This is a genomic window from Streptomyces sp. NPDC006624 (assembly GCF_040611555.1).
Lineage (GTDB): Bacteria > Actinomycetota > Actinomycetes > Streptomycetales > Streptomycetaceae > Streptomyces.
This window is the reverse complement of the sequence record NZ_JBEXOM010000039.1, coordinates 19319-39859: the sequence shown is the minus strand read 5'-3', so window position 1 is coordinate 39859 and position 20541 is coordinate 19319. Positions and strand designations below refer to the sequence as shown.

The 20541-nt window shown below is 73.1% G+C and carries 17 protein-coding genes; 6 read left to right on the top strand and 11 right to left on the bottom strand.

The genetic code is table 11. The features are described 5' to 3' along the window. Nucleotides 1-599 precede the first annotated feature (599 nt). The gene (gene trpS / locus ABZY20_RS36575) at nucleotides 600-1634 is read left to right on the top strand and encodes a tryptophan--tRNA ligase (protein WP_356447752.1); all 1035 of its coding nucleotides are present in this window, start codon (nucleotides 600-602) and stop codon (nucleotides 1632-1634) included. 47 nt (nucleotides 1635-1681) lie between these two features. Here the strand turns inward: trpS and proC are convergent, their stop codons facing one another. The 5 genes from proC to ABZY20_RS36550 all read right to left on the bottom strand — a co-directional run bounded on the left by proC (nucleotide 1682) and on the right by ABZY20_RS36550 (nucleotide 5605). After that, nucleotides 1682-2494 carry a pyrroline-5-carboxylate reductase gene (gene proC / locus ABZY20_RS36570; RefSeq protein WP_356447750.1) on the bottom strand — a complete coding sequence of 271 codons (813 nt, stop codon included), beginning with the start codon at nucleotides 2492-2494 and terminating at the stop codon, nucleotides 1682-1684. A gap of 169 nt (nucleotides 2495-2663) precedes the next feature. After that, nucleotides 2664-3443 (bottom strand): ABC transporter permease, encoded by a 780-nt coding sequence (locus ABZY20_RS36565; RefSeq protein WP_356447748.1) that lies wholly within the window; start codon nucleotides 3441-3443, stop codon nucleotides 2664-2666. Beyond that, a complete protein-coding gene (locus tag ABZY20_RS36560; RefSeq protein WP_356447746.1) occupies nucleotides 3440-4288 on the bottom strand; it encodes an ABC transporter ATP-binding protein in 849 nt (282 codons plus the stop codon). Before ABZY20_RS36560 ends, ABZY20_RS36565 begins: the two co-directional genes overlap by 4 nt. A gap of 429 nt (nucleotides 4289-4717) precedes the next feature. Then, nucleotides 4718-5236 carry an EamA/RhaT family transporter gene (locus ABZY20_RS36555; RefSeq protein ID WP_356447744.1) on the bottom strand — a complete coding sequence of 173 codons (519 nt, stop codon included), beginning with the start codon at nucleotides 5234-5236 and terminating at the stop codon, nucleotides 4718-4720. 42 nt (nucleotides 5237-5278) lie between these two features. Further along, nucleotides 5279-5605, bottom strand: a complete 327-nt coding sequence (locus ABZY20_RS36550; RefSeq protein ID WP_356447743.1) for an SH3 domain-containing protein — start codon at nucleotides 5603-5605, stop codon at nucleotides 5279-5281. A gap of 183 nt (nucleotides 5606-5788) precedes the next feature. Between ABZY20_RS36550 and ABZY20_RS36545 the strand changes: the two genes are divergently transcribed. Next, nucleotides 5789-7972 (top strand): serine/threonine-protein kinase, encoded by a 2184-nt coding sequence (locus ABZY20_RS36545; protein WP_356447741.1) that lies wholly within the window; start codon nucleotides 5789-5791, stop codon nucleotides 7970-7972. A gap of 90 nt (nucleotides 7973-8062) precedes the next feature. Here ABZY20_RS36545 and ilvD read toward each other — a convergent pair whose 3' ends face one another. The 4 genes from ilvD to ABZY20_RS36525 all read right to left on the bottom strand — a co-directional run bounded on the left by ilvD (nucleotide 8063) and on the right by ABZY20_RS36525 (nucleotide 12645). Beyond that, nucleotides 8063-9916, bottom strand: a complete 1854-nt coding sequence (gene ilvD / locus ABZY20_RS36540) for a dihydroxy-acid dehydratase (RefSeq protein WP_356447739.1) — start codon at nucleotides 9914-9916, stop codon at nucleotides 8063-8065. A gap of 216 nt (nucleotides 9917-10132) precedes the next feature. Further along, complete coding sequence (locus ABZY20_RS36535) at nucleotides 10133-10747, bottom strand: TetR family transcriptional regulator (protein WP_356447737.1); 615 nt, start codon at nucleotides 10745-10747, stop codon at nucleotides 10133-10135. Continuing rightward, nucleotides 10744-11568, bottom strand: a complete 825-nt coding sequence (locus ABZY20_RS36530; protein ID WP_356447736.1) for a sugar phosphate isomerase/epimerase — start codon at nucleotides 11566-11568, stop codon at nucleotides 10744-10746. The genes ABZY20_RS36535 and ABZY20_RS36530 overlap by 4 nt, the downstream gene beginning before the upstream one ends. Nucleotides 11569-11712: 144 nt before the next feature. After that, complete coding sequence (locus ABZY20_RS36525; RefSeq protein WP_356447734.1) at nucleotides 11713-12645, bottom strand: Ppx/GppA phosphatase family protein; 933 nt, start codon at nucleotides 12643-12645, stop codon at nucleotides 11713-11715. Between the two features lie 71 nt (nucleotides 12646-12716). Between ABZY20_RS36525 and ABZY20_RS36520 the strand changes: the two genes are divergently transcribed. Beyond that, on the top strand, nucleotides 12717-13526 hold the full coding sequence (locus ABZY20_RS36520; RefSeq protein ID WP_356447732.1) for a hypothetical protein: 810 nt from the start codon (nucleotides 12717-12719) through the stop codon (nucleotides 13524-13526). A gap of 39 nt (nucleotides 13527-13565) precedes the next feature. Here the strand turns inward: ABZY20_RS36520 and ABZY20_RS36515 are convergent, their stop codons facing one another. After that, a complete protein-coding gene (locus tag ABZY20_RS36515; protein WP_356447730.1) occupies nucleotides 13566-15323 on the bottom strand; it encodes a hypothetical protein in 1758 nt (585 codons plus the stop codon). A gap of 196 nt (nucleotides 15324-15519) precedes the next feature. On the opposite strand from ABZY20_RS36515, the gene radA reads away from it, so the two are divergent. Both radA and disA read left to right on the top strand, forming a co-directional pair. Then, entirely contained in the window at nucleotides 15520-16929 is a 1410-nt protein-coding gene (radA, locus tag ABZY20_RS36510) for a DNA repair protein RadA (protein WP_356447728.1), read from the top strand. An 80-nt stretch (nucleotides 16930-17009) separates the two neighbouring features. Continuing rightward, nucleotides 17010-18134, top strand: coding sequence for a DNA integrity scanning diadenylate cyclase DisA (disA, locus tag ABZY20_RS36505; RefSeq protein ID WP_356447726.1), 1125 nt, complete (start codon nucleotides 17010-17012; stop codon nucleotides 18132-18134). A gap of 172 nt (nucleotides 18135-18306) precedes the next feature. Here the strand turns inward: disA and ABZY20_RS36500 are convergent, their stop codons facing one another. After that, the gene (locus tag ABZY20_RS36500; RefSeq protein ID WP_356447724.1) at nucleotides 18307-19170 is read right to left on the bottom strand and encodes a hypothetical protein; all 864 of its coding nucleotides are present in this window, start codon (nucleotides 19168-19170) and stop codon (nucleotides 18307-18309) included. Between the two features lie 306 nt (nucleotides 19171-19476). Between ABZY20_RS36500 and ABZY20_RS36495 the strand changes: the two genes are divergently transcribed. Further along, nucleotides 19477-20409 (top strand): A/G-specific adenine glycosylase, encoded by a 933-nt coding sequence (locus tag ABZY20_RS36495; RefSeq protein ID WP_356447723.1) that lies wholly within the window; start codon nucleotides 19477-19479, stop codon nucleotides 20407-20409. Nucleotides 20410-20541: the final 132 nt, after the last annotated feature.

The window sequence follows — 20541 nt, the reverse complement described above, 5'->3', positions numbered from 1 at the left end:
CTTGCGTTTCCGACTCTATCAGATCTTTCCGATCCGATTTCCTCGGTGCTTTCCAGGTTCCCGCTTCCGCGTTTCCCTTTCCGGCGGTTCCGACTCTATCAGATCCTTTCGGGCCTGATTCCCAGTCAGAGGGGCTTGTCTTCGCGGCTGTTGGGCCGTTCCGACGTGGTGAGACTTTAGCGGATTCCCTGGCTCCCGACCTAATCGGGGGCCTCGTCCTTTCGAACGGGTATTCCTCATTCCGTAAATACGCACGCCAAGGAAACGACGGCATACGTACTGCACGTCGAAGTGGGTGGGTACTTGCGGGATGGCTGTCCGGGGACCGACCGGGGTCGGCGCTCACGTCGGACAACTCGGAGAACAGTACGGATGGGCTCCGGGCGTGTCAACTCAGGGGCGGACCGCGCCCCGGGGGCGTACGGTGGGCCGCATGACGACGCGTACGTGCAGCCAGTCCTGGCGGGCCGCCTGACGGCGGCCGTCCTCACGTATGCACTCACGGCCGCCGCTTCGGCGGCCGTTCGTGTTTCTCCCTCCGGGACCACCGAGGGGCGGCCGCTCGGGCGGCGGTCCCGACCGGAAGGTGGAGGAGAGAGATGACGCGGGTCTTCAGCGGGGTCAAGCCGACGGGGCATCTGACGCTGGGGAACTATCTGGGAGCCATGCGGCGGTGGGCCGCCGTGGATCAGCACCGGTCCGACGCCTTGTTCTGCGTGGTCGATCTGCACGCGCTGACCGTGGACCACGATCCGGCGCGGGTGCGCCGGCTCAGTCGCCAGGCGGCGACCCTGCTGCTGGCGTCCGGGCTGGATCCGGAGCGGTGCACGGTGTTCGTGCAGAGTCACGTCGACGAGCACGCGCGGCTGTCGTACGTGCTGGAGTGCGTGGCGACCGACGGTGAGATGCGGCGGATGATCCAGTACAAGGAGAAGGCCGCGCGGGAGCAGCGGCGGGGCGGGAGTGTGCGGCTGTCGCTGCTGACGTATCCCGTGCTGATGGCCGCGGACATCCTGGCGTACGGGACCGACGAGGTGCCGGTCGGGGACGATCAGCGGCAGCACGTGGAACTCGCACGGGATCTGGCCGTGCGGTTCAACCAGCGGTACGGCCACACGTTCGTGGTGCCCCGGGCCACGCGGCCGGGGGTGGCGGCGCGGGTGATGAACCTGCAGGATCCGGCGTCGAAGATGGGCAAGAGCGACGACACCGGGCCGGGGATCGTCCATCTGCTGGACGAGCCGGACGTGGTGCGGAAGAAGGTCATGCGCGCGGTGACCGACAGCGGGCGCGAGGTCGTGTACGACCGGGAGGGGCGGCCGGGGCTCGCCAATCTGCTGGAGATCCTGGCCGCGTGCGCCGGCGGGAGTCCCGAGGAGCTGGCCGGGGCGTACGGGTCGTACGGGGAGCTGAAGAGGGACACCGCGGAGGCCGTCGTCGAGGTGCTGCGGCCGCTGCGGGCGCGGCACAAGGAGTTGTCCGCGGATCCCGGCTTCGTGGAGGCGGTGCTGCGGGACGGCGCGGAGCGGGCCCGGCGGACGGCCCGGCCGACGGTGGACGGTGCGTATCGCGCGATCGGGTTGCTGCCCCCGGTGGCGGAGACGGCCGGTGCCGGGGCCGTGGTGACGGTGTGAGGTGAGGTGGCCGCGGGGGCGGGTGATCGGCCCGCCCCCTTCGGCGCTCAGCTGTTGTTGCCGGAGGCCAGGGCTCGGCTGCGGTCGCGGGCGGCTTCGAGGGCGGCGATGAGGGCGGCTCGTACGCCGTGGTTCTCGAGTTCGCGGATGGCGTTGATCGTCGTGCCGGCGGGGGACGTGACGTTCTCGCGGAGCTTGACCGGGTGTTCGCCGCTGTCGCGGAGCATCGTCGCGGCGCCGATGGCGGACTGGACGATGAGGTCGTGGGCCTTGTCGCGGGGCAGGCCCAGGAGGATGCCGGCGTCGGTCATGGCCTCGACCAGGTAGAAGAAGTAGGCCGGGCCGGAGCCGGAGAGGGCGGTGCAGGCGTCCTGCTGGGACTCGGGGACGCGCAGGGTCTTGCCGACGGCGCCGAAGATCTCCTCGGTGTGGGCGAGGTGGTCGGCGGTGGCGTGGGTGCCGGCGGAGATGACGGACATCGCCTCGTCGACGAGGGCGGGGGTGTTCGTCATGACGCGGACGACCGGGGTGCCGGGGGCCAGGCGCTCCTCGAAGTAGGCCGTGGGGATGCCGGCGGCGCCGCTGATGACCAGGCGGTCGGCGGGGATGTGGGGGGCCAGCTCGTCGAGGAGGGTGCCCATGTCCTGCGGCTTGACCGTGAGGATCAGGGTGTCGGCGGACTTGGCGGCCTCGGGGTTGGTGACCGGGGTGACGCCGTAGCGGGTGCGGAGTTCGTCGGCTCGTTCCTGGCGGCGGGCGGTGACCAGGAGGTCGGCCGGGGACCAGCCGGCGCGGATCATTCCGCTGAGCAGGGCTTCGCCGATCTTGCCGGTGCCGAGGACCGCGACTTTCTGGGGCATGGCTGGGGTGTCCTCCCGGGGTTGCGTCGTCCGGGTTCATCCTCGCACCCGGCGGTGGTGCGGCGGGGGTGTGTCCGGTGGGCGGGATGTCGTGCGGGGCGCGGGCGTTCCGCGTGCTTTCCGCGTGCTTTCCGCGTGCGGACGCGGGTCTTCCGGTGGGCCGCGCGGCCTACTCCGTGCGGCGTCGCAGGGTCGCCGCTCCGAGGGCCAGGACCAGCAGGGCGCAGCCGGCGACGATCAGGACGTCCCGGACGAAGACGGCCGTCATGTCGGAGTGGCGCAGGACCTCGTTCATGCCGTCCACCGCGTAGGACATGGGCAGGACGTCGGAGATGCCCTCCAGGACCGGGTGCATGTTGTCGCGCGGGGTGAACAGGCCGCACAGGAGCAGCTGGGGGAAGATCACCGCGGGCATGAACTGCACCGCCTGGAACTCCGACGCCGCGAACGCCGAGACGAACAGGCCGAGGGCCGTGCCGAGGAGGGCGTCGAGCAGGGCCACGAGCAGCAGCAGCCAGGGGCTGCCGGTCACGTCGAGGCCGAGGAACCACAGGGCGAGGCCCGTGGCCAGGGCGGACTGGACGATCGCGAAGCCGCCGAAGGCGAGGGCGTAGCCGGCGATGAGGTCGCCCTTGCCGAGGGGCATGGCGAGGAGGCGTTCGAGGGTGCCCGAGGTGCGTTCGCGCAGGGTGGCGATGGACGTCACGAGGAACATCGTGATCAGCGGGAAGATGCCGAGGAGGGACGCGCCGATGTTGTCGAAGGTGCGGGGGCTGCCGTCGTAGACGTAGCGCAGCAGGAGCAGCATCAGGCACGGGACGAGGAAGAGCAGCGCGATGGTGCGGGGGTCGTGGACGAGCTGGCGCAGGACCCGGGCCGCGGTGGCGGTGGTGCGGGAGGCGTTCAGGGCCCGGGGGGCCGCGGGGGCGGGGGCGGGCGTCGTGGTCATCGCGTTGTCTCCTTCGTGCGGGCTGCCGCCTTCGCCTCGTCGACGAGGTGCAGGAAGGCCTCCTCGACCGTTTCCGCGCCGGTGCGGTCGCGCAGGGCGTCGGGGCTGTCGTCGGCGAGGAGCTCGCCCTCGCGCATGAGGAGGAGGCGGTGGCAGCGCTCGGCCTCGTCCATGACGTGGGAGGAGACGAGCAGGGTGGCGCCGCGGTCGGCGGCGATGGCGTGGAAGAGGTTCCACAGGTCGCGGCGCAGGACCGGGTCGAGGCCGACGGTCGGTTCGTCGAGGACCAGGAGTTCGGGGGTGCCGAGGAGGGCGACGGCCAGGGAGACGCGGCTGCGCTGGCCGCCGGAGAGGGTGCCGGCCAGGGCGTCGGTGTGGCTGGTGAGGTCGACGTCGGCGATGGCCCGGCTGACGTTGTCGTGGCGGCGGCCGGAGGCGTGCCGGCCGGGGTCGAGGATCGCGGCGAAGTAGTCGAGGTTCTGGCGGACCGTCAGGTCGTCGTAGACGGACGGGGCCTGGGTGACGTAGCCGATGCGGGTGCGCAGGGTGGGGTGGCCGGCGGGGCGGCCGAGGACGTCGAGGGTGCCGGTGACCTTGGCCTGGGTGCCGACGATGGCGCGCATGAGGGTGGATTTGCCGCAGCCGGAGGGGCCGAGGAGGCCGGTGATCTGGCCGCGGGGGACGGTGAAGGCGAGGTCGCGCAGGACGGTGCGGGAGCCGCGGACGACGGTGAGGTGGTCGGCGTGGACGGCGGCCGCCGCGGCCTCCTCGGCGGCGGGCGGTTGCGTGGGTGCGCCGGGCTGTGACGGGTCGGGGCGTGGTGAGCCGGGAGCATTATTCATCATGTGATGAATAATGCTCCCGGGTGCGGGGCGCGTCAAGCACGGCGGGCGGGGGAAGTGGGTGGCGGCTTCGGCGAGCCAGGGGACGCCGACGGCGTCGGTGTTCCACCACGGGGCGAGGGCGCCGCCGAGGCGCAGGGCCTCGGGGGCGGCGCGGTCGGGGCCGGTCCAGTGCCAGGCCTGGGCGCGGGTGACGAGGTCCAGGGAGGCGGTGACCAGGGGAAGGGCGTCGCCGGTGCCGCGGACGAGGGGGAGGTGCGGGAGGTGCGACGGAACCGGGCCGCCATTCCGGCGCCGGGTTCCACGCCGCTCAAGTGCGCGCCGCGGGCGGAGGGCTCGGGGGTGGGGACGGCTCCGGTCGGGTCGTGGGCGGGTTCGGTCATGGTCATGCAGCCATGTGGCCGTGCCCGACGGCCGTGCGGGGCGCGTGAGTCAGGCGCGGCGCTTCTTCGACTTCGACGGGTTGCCCGAGCGGCGGGTGGCGCGCTTGGCGTGCCGCGCGCGGGCCGCGTCGTACTCCTCGCGGTGCAGCCTCTCTCCGGGGGCCTCGGTGAGGGAGCGGAAGAAGTAGGCGAGGAGGGAGCCGACGAAGCCGACGGCGAGGAGCCCGCGGAGGGACGCCTGGCGTTCGGGGTCGGGGCGGCGGGTGAAGCCGTCCCAGGTGTGGCGGAAGGCCAGGGCGCTGCAGATCGCGAACATCACGACCATGAGGAGCGTGACGAAGCCGCCGATCGCGGCGAGGCGGAGGCCCTGGTAGGCGAGGCGCAGGACGAGGCAGGAGACGGCGGCGGCGGTGAGCGAACCGGCGGAGACCGCGATGCGGCGGGCCGTGTAGCCGTGGTCGTGGTGGAGCCAGGTCGTGCCGAAGAAGCGCAGGGGCTCGGGGCGGGGGCCGGTGGTGCCGGCCGGGGAGCCCGCGGGGGTGACCGGGGTGCCGGGTTCGTCTCTCACGAGTCGATTATGGCGCCGGGCGTGCCGCGGGCTCCGTCGGTGTCAGCCGCAGCGCGGGCGGACGTAGCCGTCGCTGCCCGTGCGCACGTAGACGTCCGCGACGTACTGGCCGTCGCCGATGTTGTCCCAGATGTTGGAGGTGCCGTAGGGACCGGAGACCGTCGTGCCCGGTGTCTGGCAGTAGATGGTCACCCTGGCGCCCTCGGGCAGGACCCGGACCACGGAGTAGCCGGTGCCGGGACCGCTGCGGACGTTCAGCCGGACGCCCGGGGCGACCGGGTAGGAGGGCAGGGCCGATGCCGCCATGGTGGCGACCTCCGCCTCGGCCCCGTCCCCGCCTTCGAGTGCTTCCACGTGATCGACAGACATGAAAAAACCTCCCCCGTTGCACCCCATGACTGCCATGGGGCCCCGTTGATTCCCCCGCGTCACGGAATGAAACACCTGTGCGTGACCCGTGCGGGGAGGCTAGCAAGCCGCCTCTGTCTCGTACGAGTCATCGACTAGGCTCCGTGCGTCGCGCACGCGGACGAACAGCACGGGGGTGGTCCCATGGCGCCACAGCGGGACGCCGGAGCGGGACCGGAAGCGGAACTTCCCGAAAGCGTCGGCCACTACCGGCTGGAGACCTGCCTGGGCTCCGGCGGCATGGGTGTGGTGCACCTCGCCCGGAGCACGTCCGGGATGAAACTCGCGGTGAAGGTGGTGCACGCCCAGTACGCCAACGACCCCGACTTCAGGGGGCGTTTCCGCCAGGAGGTGGCGGCGGCGCGCAGGGTGAGCGGGGCCTTCACGGCATCCGTGGTGGACGCCGACCCGGAGGCCGTACGGCCGTGGATGGCCACCGTGTTCATCCCGGGTCCGACCCTCTCCGAGGAGGTGAAGCGGAACGGGCCCATGACGACGGCTCAGCTGCGTCGCCTGATGGCCGGGCTGGCGGAGGCACTGCGCGACATCCATCGGGCCGGCGTCGTCCACCGGGATCTGAAGCCCAGCAACGTCCTGCTCGCCGAGGACGGGCCGAAGGTCATCGACTTCGGCATCTCCCGGCCGTCGGACAGCGAACTGCGCACCGAGACCGGCAAGTTGATCGGTACGCCGCCCTTCATGGCGCCCGAGCAGTTCCGGCGTCCGCGGGACGTGGGTCCGGCCGCCGACGTCTTCGCGCTCGGGTCGGTGATGGTGCACGCGGCCACGGGGCGCGGGCCGTTCGACTCCGACAGCCCCTACGTCGTCGCCTACCAGGTCGTGCACGACGAACCCGACCTGTCCGGTGTGCCGGAGGAGATCGCGCCGCTGGTGCTGCGCTGTCTGGCCAAGGAGCCGGAGGAGCGGCCCACGCCGGACGAGCTGATGCGGGAACTGCGCTCGGTCGCGGCGTCGTACGACACGCAGTTGTTCATACCCGCGCAGCGGGCGGACGACGTTCCGGCGCGGCAGCCCTGCGCCGGGGAGTCCGCCTCGCCGGAGTCCGTTCCGCAGGAGCCCGTTCCGCAGGAGCCCGTTCCGCAGGAGCCCGCCGCGGAGGGGCCCGCCCCCGAGGCGACGGCCGGGCGCGAGCGGGGCAGGCGCCTCGGCAGGCGGGCGGCACTCGGGGCCGGGGCGCTCGGCCTGGCCGTCGCCGGGGCCCTGCTGTCGCTCCCGCCGGGCGGCGGCGACGGCGGTGCACCGCCCGCCGCGGCCCCGCGGACGACGTCCGCCGCGTTCAACGGGTGGGAGGCGACGCCCGCGTCCGGCAAGGGAACGCCCCGGTGCTCCCAGGGGGCGGGGCGGTTGCTCTGCGGCGTGCCGGGGCTGGTCTTCGCCCTGGACCCGTCCGACGGGCGCGTGCAGTGGCGGCATCCCGTCGGCGGGGGCCCCAGGAGCGGGCCGCCGGTGCTGACCGGCGGGCTCGTCCAGCCCGCGCTGGGCCAGGGGCCTCACCTGGAGGCGCTCGACCCGGACTCGGGCGAGGTCCGGTGGGAGCGGGACGTGCCCGCGAACAACGGCGTGGCGGCGGCCGGTGGCATGCTCCTGCTCACCGGTACGGACGGGGTGGTCACCGGCGTCGACAGCGCCTCCGGTGATCCGCGGTGGAGCCACCGGATCCCCGGTCACCAGACGCCCTACTTCACCACCTTCGCCGGTGACCCGCTGGCCTACGCCGCGAGCACGTCGGCCGACGGGTCGGGCACCCGCGTCACCGCGGTGGACCCGGAGACGGGAGACGTGCGGTGGGACGCCCGGCTGGAGGGGACGCTGGAGCCCTTCGGCACGGCGGACGGGTCGATGTTCCTGCTGGCCGTCGACGCGACACGGGGCGACGCGACGGCGGTGGTCCGCCACACCCCGGACAGCGAGGAGACGCGACGGGTGCCGCTCACCGTCCCCCTGCAGCAGGCTCGTGGCACCGTGCGCGGGAACGTGGCCTTCCTCATGGCGGCCGGCGGCTCCCTCACCGCCGTCGACCTGGGCACCCGCGAACGGCTGTGGAACCTGGAGATCGGCGTCACCCGCGGCTCCACGCCCGTCGCCGGTGACCGGTACGTGTACGTCACCACCCCGGACGGGCGGCTGCTCGCCGTGGACGCCCGGCGCGGGAAGCTCGCCGGGCAGACCTCACCGCGGCTGGGCGCACGGTCGGACCGGGTTCCCGCGGTGCTCACCGAGCCCCTGCTCGCCGGTGACCGGGTCTACGCCACCGCGCCGGACGGGTCCGTCTTCGCCGTCAACGGGCGCGACCCCGCCGCCTGGTAGGGCCCCGGCCGGGGCGGAGGCGGACACGCGCGAGGACCGCCCCCCTCTGCGGTGATTTTGTGGGAAGCGGCCCTCGTCGCGAGAGGGGACTCAGCCGAGCTTCGTGACGTCGCGCACCGCGCCCTTGTCCGCGCTGGTCGCCATCGCCGCGTAGGCGCGCAGGGCGGCCGAGACCTTGCGGTCGCGGTTCTTCGGGGCGTACACGCCGTTCAGGGCCTGCTCGCGGCGGGCCAGTTCGGCGTCGTCGACCAGCAGGTCGATCGAGCGGTTCGGGATGTCGATGCGGATGCGGTCGCCGTCCTCGACGAGGGCGATCGTGCCGCCCGCGGCCGCCTCGGGCGAGGCGTGGCCGATGGACAGGCCCGAGGTGCCGCCGGAGAAGCGGCCGTCCGTGACCAGCGCGCAGGTCTTGCCGAGGCCGCGGCCCTTCAGGTACGAGGTCGGGTAGAGCATCTCCTGCATACCGGGGCCGCCCTTGGGGCCCTCGTAGCGGATGACGACGACGTCGCCGTCCTTGACCTGCTGGGTGAGGATCTTCTGGACGGCCTCCTCCTGCGACTCGCAGACCACCGCCGGGCCCTCGAAGGTCCAGATGGACTCGTCGACGCCGGCCGTCTTCACCACGCAGCCGTCCACGGCCAGATTGCCCTTGAGGACCGCGAGGCCGCCGTCCTTGGAGTAGGCGTGCTCGACGGAGCGGATGCAGCCGCCCTCGGCGTCCTCGTCCAGCGCCTCCCAGCGCTCGGACTGCGAGAAGGCCTCGGCGGAACGGACGCAGCCGGGCGCCGCGTGCCACAGCTCGACGGCCTCGGCGGACGGGGAGCCGCCGCGCACGTCCCAGGTCTTCAGCCAGTCGGCGAGGGACGGGCTGTGGACGGAGTGCACGTCCTCGTTGAGCAGGCCCGCGCGGTGCAGCTCGCCCAGCAGGGCGGGGATGCCGCCGGCGCGGTGCACGTCCTCCATGTAGTACGTGCGGTCCTTGGCGACGTTCGGGGCGACCTTGGCCAGGCACGGCACGCGGCGGGAGACGTCGTTGATCTCCTCCAGGCCGAAGGGGACACCCGCCTCCTGGGCGGCGGCCAGCAGGTGCAGGATCGTGTTGGTGGAGCCGCCCATGGCGATGTCGAGCGCCATGGCGTTCTCGAAGGCCGCGAAGGACGCCACGCTGCGCGGCAGGACCGTCTCGTCGTCCTGCTCGTAGTAGCGGCGGGTGATGTCCATGACGGTCTTCGCCGCGTTGACGTACAGCTGCTTGCGGGCCGTGTGCGTGGCGAGGACCGAGCCGTTGCCCGGCAGGGACAGGCCGATGGCCTCGGTCAGGCAGTTCATCGAGTTGGCGGTGAACATGCCGGAACAGGAGCCGCAGGTCGGGCAGGCGTTCTCCTCGATACGGAGGATGTCCTCGTCCGAGATCTTGTCGTTCACGGCGTCGGAGATCGCGTCGACCAGGTCGAGCGTGCGGACCGTGCCGTCGACGAGGGTGGCGCGGCCGGACTCCATCGGGCCGCCCGAGACGAAGACCGTCGGGATGTTCAGGCGCAGGGCCGCGTTGAGCATGCCCGGGGTGATCTTGTCGCAGTTGGAGATGCAGATCAGGGCGTCGGCGCAGTGCGCCTCGACCATGTACTCCACGCTGTCCGCGATCAGGTCGCGCGAGGGCAGCGAGTAGAGCATGCCGCCGTGGCCCATGGCGATGCCGTCGTCCACGGCGATGGTGTTGAACTCCCGCGGGATGCCGCCGGCCTCGACCACCGCCTCGCTGACGATCCGGCCGACCGGCGCCAGGTGCGTGTGACCGGGGACGAACTCCGTGAAGCTGTTGGCGACCGCGATGATCGGCTTGCGGCCGATGTCCGCACCGGGTACACCGGAGGCGCGCATCAGGGCGCGGGCGCCCGCCATGTTGCGGCCGTGGGTGACTGTGCGGGACCTCAGCTCGGGCATCGTCGCTCGCTCCTTCAGAGACTGCGTCAGAGGATTCGGAGATTTCTGACTGCTACCGAGCGTACGCCGGTCATCCAGTGGGCGGGACGGTGTGTCCGGAATGCGGGATGACTGTCTCGGCTCGCGCACGGGCTGACGACTGTCTCGGCCCGCTCGCTGGCTGATGACTGTCTCGGCCCGCTCGCCGGCTGATGACCGTCTCGGCCCGCGCGCGGGCTACGGACCGGTCAGGTGCCCCTGCACGACCGGGGCCAGCCGCGCGATGATCTGCTCCGGGTCCGCCGAGGCCAGCGGCTCGACCTTGATGACGTAGCGCAGGACCGCCGTGCCCACGAGCTGGGCGGCGGCCAGCTCGGCCCGCAGTTCCGCGTCGGGCAGGTCCAGCCGTACGGCGATGCGGCGCAGCACCTGGGTGGCGATGATCCGGCGGAAGACGGCGGCCGCGGTGTCGTTGGTGACGGCCGAGCGGACGATGGCGAGCAGGGGCGCGCGGGTCGCCGGGTTCTCCCAGACGCCGAAGAAGAAGCGGGCCAGCCGCTCCCCCACGCCGTCGAGCGGGCCCTCCTCGACGGCCTTGGGCGCCTGCAGGGCGGGGCCGAAGGACTGGGTGATCGCCGCCTCGAAGACCTGCTCCTTCGTGCCGAAGTAGTGGTGCACCAGGGCCGGGTCCACCCCGGCCGCCTTGGCGACGCCGCGGATGGAGGTCTTCTCGTAGCCGCGCTCGGAGAACTCGTCGCGGGCGGCGGTGAGGATGCGTTCCCGGGTGCCCGCCGACTCGGTGCGCGGGGGGCGCCCGCGGCGGCGGGCGGCGGGGCCGGCCGGGTCGGTCATCGGCGTGGCACCTTCGCCGCCGACGCCAGGTGGAGGCGGGTGAAGGCCAGCGCCTCGGCGAGGTCGGCCTCCCGCTCGGCGCTCGACATGGCGCGGCGGGTGTTGACCTCGATCACGACGTGCCCGTCGAAGCCGGTCAGCGCGAGCCGTTCCAGCACCTCGGCGCAGGGCTGGGTGCCGCGGCCGGGGACCAGGTGCTCGTCCTTGGCGGAACCGCGGCCGTCGGCGAGGTGGACGTGGCCGAGGCGGTCCCCCATGCGGTCGACCATGTCCAGCGCGTCGGTACGGGCCGTCGCGGTGTGGCTGAGGTCGATCGTGAAGTGCCGGTAGTCGTCCTTGGTGACGTCCCAGTCGGGGGCGTAGGCGAGCATCTCGCGGTCGCGGTAGCGCCAGGGGTACATGTTCTCGACGGCGAAGCGCACGTCCGTCTCGTTCGCCATGCGCCAGATCCCGGTGACGAAGTCCCGCGCGTACTGGCGCTGCCAGCGGAACGGCGGGTGGACCACGACCGTGCTCGCGTCGAGCTTCTCCGCCGCCGCACGGGCCCGCTGGAGCTTGGTCCAGGGGTCGGTGGACCAGACCCGCTGCGTGATGAGCAGGCAGGGCGCGTGCACGGCCAGGACCGGGATCCGGTGGTAGTCACTGAGTCTGCGCAGGGCCTCGATGTCCTGGCTGACCGGATCGGTCCAGACCATGACCTCGACTCCGTCGTAGCCGAGGCGCGCGGCGATCTCGAAGGCCGTGGCCGTCGACTCCGGGTAGACCGAGGCCGTCGAGAGGGCGACCTTCGCGTCCGGGATCTTTACGGCTGGCTCTGCCATGCAGCACAGATTACGGGGTGGGGTGGGGAGGTCGTGGGGTGCCCGTTCGCCGTTGTGGTGATTGCCACGTGCACGGCGGGGCGGACCGTGGCGCCGGTCACGCCGGGGAGCCGTCCGCCGGCACGGCCCCGCGCCCCTCGCGCCCTACGCCGACTCCATGTGATCCAGTTTGCGCAGGATCACGCCCTCCCTGAGCGCCCACGGGCAGATCTCCAGGCGCTCCACACCGAAGAGGTCCATGGCGGCCTCGGCGACGAGCGCGCCCGCCAGCAGCTGGCCCGCCCGGCCCTCGGAGACTCCGGGGAGTTCCGCCCGTTCCCGCTCCGTCATGCCGGACAGCCGCGGGACCCAGCCCTCCAGGGACTCCCGCTTGAGCTCGCGCTGGACGTAGAGGCCCTCGGCGGAGCGGGCGGCGCCGGCGATGCGGGCGAGCTGCTTGAAGGTCTTGGAGGTGGCGACGACGTGGTCGGGGGCGCCGAGGCGGCTGAACTCGCCGACCGTGCGGGCGATCTCCGTACGGACGTGGCGGCGCAGGGCGCGGACGTCGTTGGCGTCGGGCGGGTCCCCCGGGAGCCAGCCGGCGGTCAGGCGTCCCGCGCCCAGGGGCAGGGAGGCGGCCGCGTCGGGCTCCTCGTCCATGCCGTAGGCGATCTCCAGGGAACCGCCGCCGATGTCCAGGACCAGGAGTTTCCCGGCCGACCAGCCGAACCAGCGGCGGGCGGCGAGGAAGGTGAGCCGGGCCTCCTCCTCGCCGGTGAGGACCTGCAGCTCGACGCCGGTCTCGGTGCGCACGCGCGCGAGGACGTCGTCGGCGTTGCGGGCCTCGCGCACGGCGGAGGTCGCGAACGGGAGCACCTCCTCGACGCCCTTGTCCTCGGCCGCCTGCAGCGCCTTGTGGACGACCGAGACCAGCCGGTCGACGCCGTGCGGGCCGATCGCGCCGTCGTCGTCGAGGAGCTGGGCGAGGCGCAGTTCCGCCTTGTGCGAGTGGGCGGGCAGCGGGCACGCGCCGGGGTGCGCGTCCACCACGAGCAGATGCACCGTGTTCGATCCCACGTCGAGGACACCGAGTCTCATGTACGGAACGCTACTGCCAGCCGGGGCCCCGGCCGTCCTCGGCGGGGGTAAGAGGCCCGTACCCTGGACTCGTGCCAAAGACGAAAAAGGCGAAGCGCGACAAATCACCCGGTGCCGCGGAACCCGACGAGAAGGGCCTCGACTTCGCGCGCGCGTGGGTGGAGTTCCCTGATCCGGCGGACGAGGAGCAGGTGTTCCGCTGCGATCTGACATGGCTGACCTCTCGCTGGAACTGCATCTTCGGCAGCGGCTGCCAGGGCATCCAGGCCGGCCGTGCGGACGACGGATGCTGCAGTCTGGGTGCCCACTTCTCCGACGAGGACGACGAGAAGCGCGTCGCCGAGCACGTGGCGCGGCTGACACCGGACATCTGGCAGCACCACGCCGAGGGCACCAGGAACGGCTGGGTGTCCGAGGACGAGGACGGCGAGCGCCAGACGCGCCCCTTCCAGGGGTCCTGCGTCTTCCAGAACCGGCCGGGCTTCCCGGGCGGCGCGGGCTGCTCGCTGCACATCCTCGCCCTGAAGGAGGGCCGCGAGCCGCTGGAGACCAAGCCGGACGTGTGCTGGCAGCTGCCGGTGCGGCGGACGTACGAGTGGATCGACCGGCCCGACGACACGCGCGTGCTGCAGGTGTCGATCGGTGAGTACGACCGCCGCGGCTGGGGCCCGGGCGGGCACGACCTGCACTGGTGGTGCACCTCGGCGACCTCGGCGCACGGCGCGGGCGAGCCGGTGTACGTCTCCTACCGGCCGGAGCTGATCGAGCTGATGGGCAAGGCCGGCTACGACCGGCTGGTCGAGCTGTGCGAGGAGCGGCTGGCCTCGCAGCTGCCGCTGCTGGCCCCGCATCCGGCGGATCCGGCCGGTCCGCAGGCCTGACCGGCCGGCGGACCGGGTCACCGGGCTTCCCGGGCCCGTCTACGACATGGAGGGGCTCGGGTCCGCGCTCTCCGGGGGCGCGGAGCTCGCGGAGGTCGCGGCCATCGGCTCGGCCGTGGCCGGCTCCGTCGGTTCGGGCGTGGGCGTCGGTGTGGGCGTGGGGTCCGGGTCGGGCGACGGGGGCGGCGTGGTCGGTGTCGGCTCCGGGTCCGGGGCGGATGTCGTGGGCGTCGGATCGGGCCTGGTCGGGGGCGGGTCGGCCGGGCCGCTGGGCCGGGGGGCTGGTCCGGGCGCGGAGGGCGTCGGCGCGGTGCCGTAGCCCTCGATGTGCACGACGGCGCCGACCGGGGCGACGGCCACCTGTGCGCGCCAGGGGCCGGACGGCTCCCGCAGGTGGTCGACGTACACCTTGATCGTCGTCGACTCGCCGGGGCGGAGCGTGCCCGCGGACCGGCTGAGGTAGAGCCAGCCGGCTCCCGTGGAGGCGGACCAGCGCACCGAGGTGCTGCCGGTGCCTGTGAGGGTGATGAGGGTGGTGTCGCCGCTGTTGTCCGCGGTGACCTCCAGGGCGGCCTTCTGTCCGGCGCCCGCGACGCCGATGACCTCCACGGAGACGTCGGGCTCGCCGTCCTCGCCGAAGCGGGGGCCGGGCCGGGTACTGGCGTTGCCGGTGTTCTCGTAGCCGCCGCCCGCCATCTCGCCGTCCAGGCCGAGCGGGTCGTCGCTCTCCTGGGCGGAGGCGGAGCGGCCGTCCTGTGCCTCGCCTACCGGGGTGCCCCGGTAGGCCGCCCACAGGGCGAGCACGGGGGCGGCCACGACGGTGGCGACGACGGTCGCGGTGACGGCACGCGCGCGCAGGCGGTCCCTGCGGGCGGCGTGGTCCTTGGGGTCCATGGGGAAGCCGCGCCGGTCGAAGCGGGGGGCGGCGCTCCGCGCGCGCGGCTGGTGCGCCATGGCCACGTGCAGGGCCGCCCGGGGCGCGGGCAGGACGGGCAGTTCGGCCGGGGTGACGCTGGTGCCGGGCCAGCGGCCGGGGATGGCGCGCTCGGCGGTCCGGCGGCAGCGCGGGCAGTCGTCGACGTGCCGGACGAGTTCACGGCGCAGGGCCGTGCCGAGCACGAGCCGGTTGTCCCCGACGAGGTGCGCCACGCTCGGGCAGGCCCCGGTCTCGACGACGGCGAGGGCGGCACGCGTGCGCTCCACCTCGCAGGCGGCGGAGGCGAGCAGGTCGCGGGTGGCGGCCACGTCCTTGCCGAGGACGGCGGCGACCTCGTGCGCGGCGAGGTGGTGGCGCACGGCCAGTTCGAGCGCCTCGCGCTGCTCCGGGGTGGTGCCGGCGGCCTCCGGCCAGGCCAGCAGGCCCAGTTCGCGGCGGCGGCGCTCCCGGACCTCCTCGGAGACGGCCGGGGCGTCCGGGCCCTCGGTGCGCTCCCGCCCGGTGCGGCCCGCCGCGTGGCTGCTCTGACGTTTCTGCTTGGCCTCGGCCAGCTTGCGCAGGCACGCCCAGCGGGCCAGCGCGTAGAGCCAGGCCCTGCGGTCGGCGGGGGCGGCGGGGACCTGGCGGCCGCGGCGTTCGGCGACCGCGAGGGCGTCGCCCAGGGCCGCGGTCGCGGTGTCGTGGTCGCAGAGCACCGACAGGCAGTAGGTGAACAGGCCGTCCAGGTAGGGCTCGTACCGCGCGGGCGGATGCTGCGCCAGCGTGCGCGCCGCCCCGCGGTCACGCGCTTCCCGGTGCGCCCGGTGTGCGCCGGCCGTGCGGGTCGAGCGGGTCGGGATCTCCGGAGTACTGCTCATCATTCGGCGACCGTAGGGGGCCGACAGTGGCGGCTTCTGGTGGCTTGGGCACATTTAATCCGTAAGGGTGAAACGATCCCTCAAACGGGGCCAGGAACCTTTCGTTCCGCCGTCGGCGCGGGGTGGCGGACCCTGGCGCGCGTGCCGCGACCGCCGACCGGTCCCCGCGATGTCAGTGGCGGCGGCTACGGTTCGGTCCATGGCTGCCCGTACGAAATCCACCAAGGACCGCCCGTCCTACCGCTGCACGGAGTGCGGCTGGCAGACGGCGAAGTGGCTCGGCCGCTGCCCCGAGTGCCAGGCCTGGGGGACGGTCGAGGAGTACGGCACGCCCGCGGTCCGTACGACGACGCCGGGCCGGGTCACCACCTCCGCCCTGCCCATCGGCCAGGTGGACGGCCGCCAGGCCACCGCCCGCCCCACCGGCGTGCCCGAGCTGGACCGCGTGCTCGGCGGCGGACTGGTCCCCGGGGCGGTGGTGCTGGTCGCGGGCGAGCCGGGCGTCGGCAAGTCGACGCTCCTGCTGGACGTGGCGGCCAAGTCGGCGAGCGACGAGCACCGCACGCTGTACGTCACGGGCGAGGAGTCGGCGAGCCAGGTCCGGCTGCGCGCCGACCGCATCGGCGCCATCGACGACCATCTGTACCTGGCGGCCGAGACGGATCTGGCCGCGGTGCTGGGCCATTTGGACGCGGTGAAGCCCTCGCTGCTCGTCATGGACTCGGTGCAGACGGTGGCCTCCCCGGAGATCGACGGCGCGCCCGGCGGCATGGCCCAGGTGCGCGAGGTCGCCGGGGCCCTGATCCGGGCCTCCAAGGACCGCGGCATGTCCACGCTCCTGGTGGGTCACGTCACGAAGGACGGCGCGATCGCCGGCCCCCGCCTGCTGGAGCACCTGGTCGACGTCGTGCTGCACTTCGAGGGCGACCGGCACGCCCGCCTGCGCCTCGTGCGCGGCGTCAAGAACCGCTACGGCACCACCGACGAGGTCGGCTGCTTCGAGCTGCACGACGAGGGCATCACGGGCCTCGCGGATCCGAGCGGGCTGTTCCTGACCCGCCGGGCGGAGCCGGTCCCGGGCACCTGCCTGACCGTCACCCTGGAGGGCCGCCGCCCGCTGGTCGCCGAGGTCCAGGCGCTCACGGTCGACTCGCAGATCCCCTCCCCGCGCCGCACGACCTCGGGCCTGGAGACCTCCCGCGTCTCGATGATGCTGGCGGTGCTGGAACAGCGCGGCCGGATCAGCGCCTTGGGCAAAAGGGACATCTACTCCGCGACGGTCGGCGGGGTGAGGCTCTCGGAGCCCGCTGCGGACCTGGCCGTCGCCCTCGCGCTCGCCAGCGCCGCGAGTGACACACCTCTCCCCAAGAACCTCGTGGCGATCGGCGAAGTGGGGCTCGCCGGAGAGGTGAGGCGCGTCACGGGCGTGCAGCGCCGCCTGGCCGAAGCCCACCGTCTGGGCTTCACACACGCGCTGGTACCGGGCGATCCCGGCAAGATCCCGCCGGGCATGAAGGTGAGGGAAGTCGCGGACATAGGGGACGCCCTGGGGGTCCTTCCCCGGTCCCGTCGCAGAGAGGCCCCACGGGACGAGGAGGGTCGCCGGTAGACTTTGCCCTGGTCTCGCCCGTCCGTGCGAACCAAGCGCGCGACACGGGGGCGCCCAGAACCTGCGACCGGAGGAGTGCAGTGGCAGCCAACGACCGGGCAGCAGCTCCCGGAAAGTCCGGTGGGAGTGCCGGTACCGATGGCCTGATGCGCGCCTCTCTGAGCGCCGTGGCACCGGGCACCGCCCTGCGTGACGGCCTGGAGCGGGTGCTCCGGGGCAACACCGGCGGGCTCATCGTGCTCGGCTCCGACAAGACGGTCGAGGCGCTGTGCACCGGCGGCTTCGTGCTGGACGTCGAGTTCACCGCGACCCGTCTGCGCGAGCTGTGCAAGCTGGACGGCGGCATCGTGCTGTCCTCGGACCTGTCGAAGATCCTGCGCGCGGGCGTGCAGCTGGTCCCCGACCCGGGGATCCCGACGGAGGAGACGGGCACCCGGCACCGCACCGCCGACCGGGTCAGCAAGCAGGTCCGCTACCCGGTCGTCTCGGTCTCCCAGTCGATGCGGCTGATCGCGCTGTACGTGGACGGCCAGCGGCGCGTCCTGGAGGACTCGGCGGCGATCCTGTCCCGCGCCAACCAGGCCCTGGCGACCCTGGAGCGCTACAAGCTCCGCCTCGACGAGGTCGCGGGCACGCTGTCGGCGCTGGAGATCGAGGACCTGGTCACCGTCCGGGACGTCTCGGCGGTCGCCCAGCGCCTGGAGATGGTGCGCCGCATCGCCACGGAGATCGCCGAGTACGTGGTGGAGCTGGGCACGGACGGCCGTCTGCTCGCCCTCCAGCTCGACGAGCTGATCGCCGGCGTGGAGCCCGAGCGTGAGCTGGTCGTGCGGGACTACGTCCCCGAGCCCACGGCCAAGCGTTCCCGCACGGTCGACGAGGCGCTGTCCGAGCTCGACGCCCTGACCCACGCCGAGCTGCTCGAACTGCCCACGGTGGCACGGGCGCTGGGCTACACGGGCTCGCCCGAGACACTGGACTCGGCTGTCTCGCCGCGCGGTTTCCGTCTGCTGGCCAAGGTGCCCCGGCTGCCCGGCGCGATCATCGACCGCCTGGTGGAGCATTTCGGCGGGCTGCAGAAGCTGCTCGCCGCGAGCGTTGACGACCTGCAGACGGTGGACGGCGTCGGCGAGGCCCGGGCGCGCAGCGTGCGCGAGGGCCTGTCGCGGCTGGCGGAGTCGTCGATCCTGGAGCGGTACGTCTAACGCGCGAGCGGCGGACACGGCCGAGGGGCGGTCACCGTCAAGCGGCAGACAGACCGAGGGCGGTCACCGTCAGGGGGCAGACACGACCGAGGGCGGTCACCGTCAGGCGGCGGACACTACCGAGGGCGGTCCCGTCAGGGGAACCGCCCTCCGGTGTCCTGGCAGCCGGGCCTCAGTCCGCCGACAGCACGAACGACGTCTGCACCTTCGCGAAGCCCGGGGCCTTCGCCTCCACGAGGTAGGTGCCGGTGCCGGCCTTGCCCGCCGGGGGCGTGGCGCACTCGGGGCGGCTGGGCTCGCGGTCCCACTTCAGCACGTAGGTGATGCCGCTGCCCGCGGGCACCCGGTACAGCTGCCGCGCGTCGGCCTTGGGGCAGTCCTTGCTGGACCAGTAGTCGTCGTCGCTGCTCGCCTCGGTGATGGTGAACACCGCGTTCTCGGGCCCGAGGTCGATCTTGCAGTCGCTGCCGGAGATGTTCCGCGCGGTCAGCAGGAACGTCGGCGTCTGCTCGGGGTCGTAGGTGTTGTGCCGGCTGCGCAGACTGAACTTCACCACGCTCGCCGTGCAGTTGGGCAGGGTGGAGCCGGCCGGCAGGGTGTCGCCCGCGCCGACGCCGCCGAGCGTGGCACCGCCCGCGGAGCCGCCGGCGCCCTCCGATCCGCCGGAACCGCCCGACCCGCCGGAGCCGTCGCCGGATCCCGAGCCGGAACCGCCCCCGGAGCCGCCGCCCGAGCCGTCACCGGAACCGTCTCCGGAGCCCGACGACGAGCCACCGGAGCCCGAGCCGCCCGATTCGTCCCGTCCGCCGGGCGCCTGGCTGATGGCCGGGCCCGAACTCGACGGTCCGGGCGTGATGGAGGGTGCGGGATTCTTGCCGTTGGAACCGTTGTCGCCGTCCTTGTCGCCCCCGCCGCCCATCGTCACGATCCAGGTGATCAGGAGCGCCAACACGGCGATCACAGACACCAGTACGACCCTCCGACGCCAGTAGATGGAGGAGGGAAGCGGCCCGACCGGATTGCGCAGAGATCCCACGGCGCAAACCATACGAGAGATCGGCGCGTTCGCCGGTCCCACCCGCCGTTCAGCGAACAACTTTTCCGGATCATCATTTCAACCTGGTACGGAACCCCGGACTTTGACGCGACAAGGCTCACTTCCCGGCATTTTCAACCCAGTTCCGACATCGATGATCAAGAAGGGGCAAGCGCCTCCGGCACGTTGGCGGTGGAGCCGCCGGCCGCGGCCCGGCCCGCCGCGCGCCGCGAGCGCCCCCTCGGGAAGCTCCCGGGGTGGCGATGCGCCCGTGCGGGAGCCATCCCGTGGCAGGATCGGAGGGCCATGACTGCACCCACGAAGCCCTCACAGACCGGTTCCGCCCCCGCCCTCCCCGAGACCGCCGCCGCCACGCTGCACTCCCCCGTCATCGACTGGTTCGACGAGAACGCCCGCGACCTGCCGTGGCGGCGACCCGAGGCCGGGGCGTGGGGCGTGATGGTCAGTGAGTTCATGCTGCAGCAGACGCCGGTGAGCCGTGTGCTGCCCGTCTACGAGCAGTGGCTGGAGCGCTGGCCGCGCCCCGCCGACCTGGCCAAGGAGGCGCCGGGCGAGGCCGTCCGCGCCTGGGGCCGGCTCGGCTACCCGCGCCGCGCGCTGCGGCTGCACGGCGCCGCCGTCGCGATAACGGAACGGCACGGCGGTGACGTACCGGCCGACCACGCCCAGTTGCTGGCGCTGCCCGGCATCGGCGAGTACACGGCCGCCGCCGTCGCCTCCTTCGCCTACGGGCAGCGCCACCCGGTGCTGGACACCAATGTGCGCCGGGTCATCGCGCGGGCGGTCACCGGCGTGCGGTACCCGCCGAACGCCACCACCGCCGCCGAGCGCAAGCTGGCCCGCGCGCTGCTGCCCGACGACGAGCCGACCGCCGCCCGCTGGGCCGCCGCCTCCATGGAGCTGGGCGCGCTGGTGTGCACGGCGAAGAACGAGTCGTGCCACCGCTGCCCGATCGCCGCGCAGTGCGCGTGGCGGCTGGCGGGCAAGCCGGAGCACGACGGCCCGCCGCGCCGGGGCCAGACGTACGCGGGCACCGACCGGCAGGTGCGCGGGCGGCTGCTCGCGGTGCTGCGCGAGGCGCCCGGTCCGGTTCCGCAGGCGGCGCTCGACCGGGTGTGGCACGAGCCGGTGCAGCGGGCCCGGGCCCTGGACGGGCTGGTCGCCGACGGTCTGGTGGAGCCGCTGGCGGGCGGGCTGTACCGGCTGCCGCTCACCTGACCCACCGCAGACGCACAGCGACGGGCCCGCCGTCACGGCGCCCGTCACCGTGACCCGCGCGGACAAATCGCCACCAACCCTCCCCAACTCGCCCAGCGCTCTACCCCGTTACGGCGTCCGTTACACAACCGA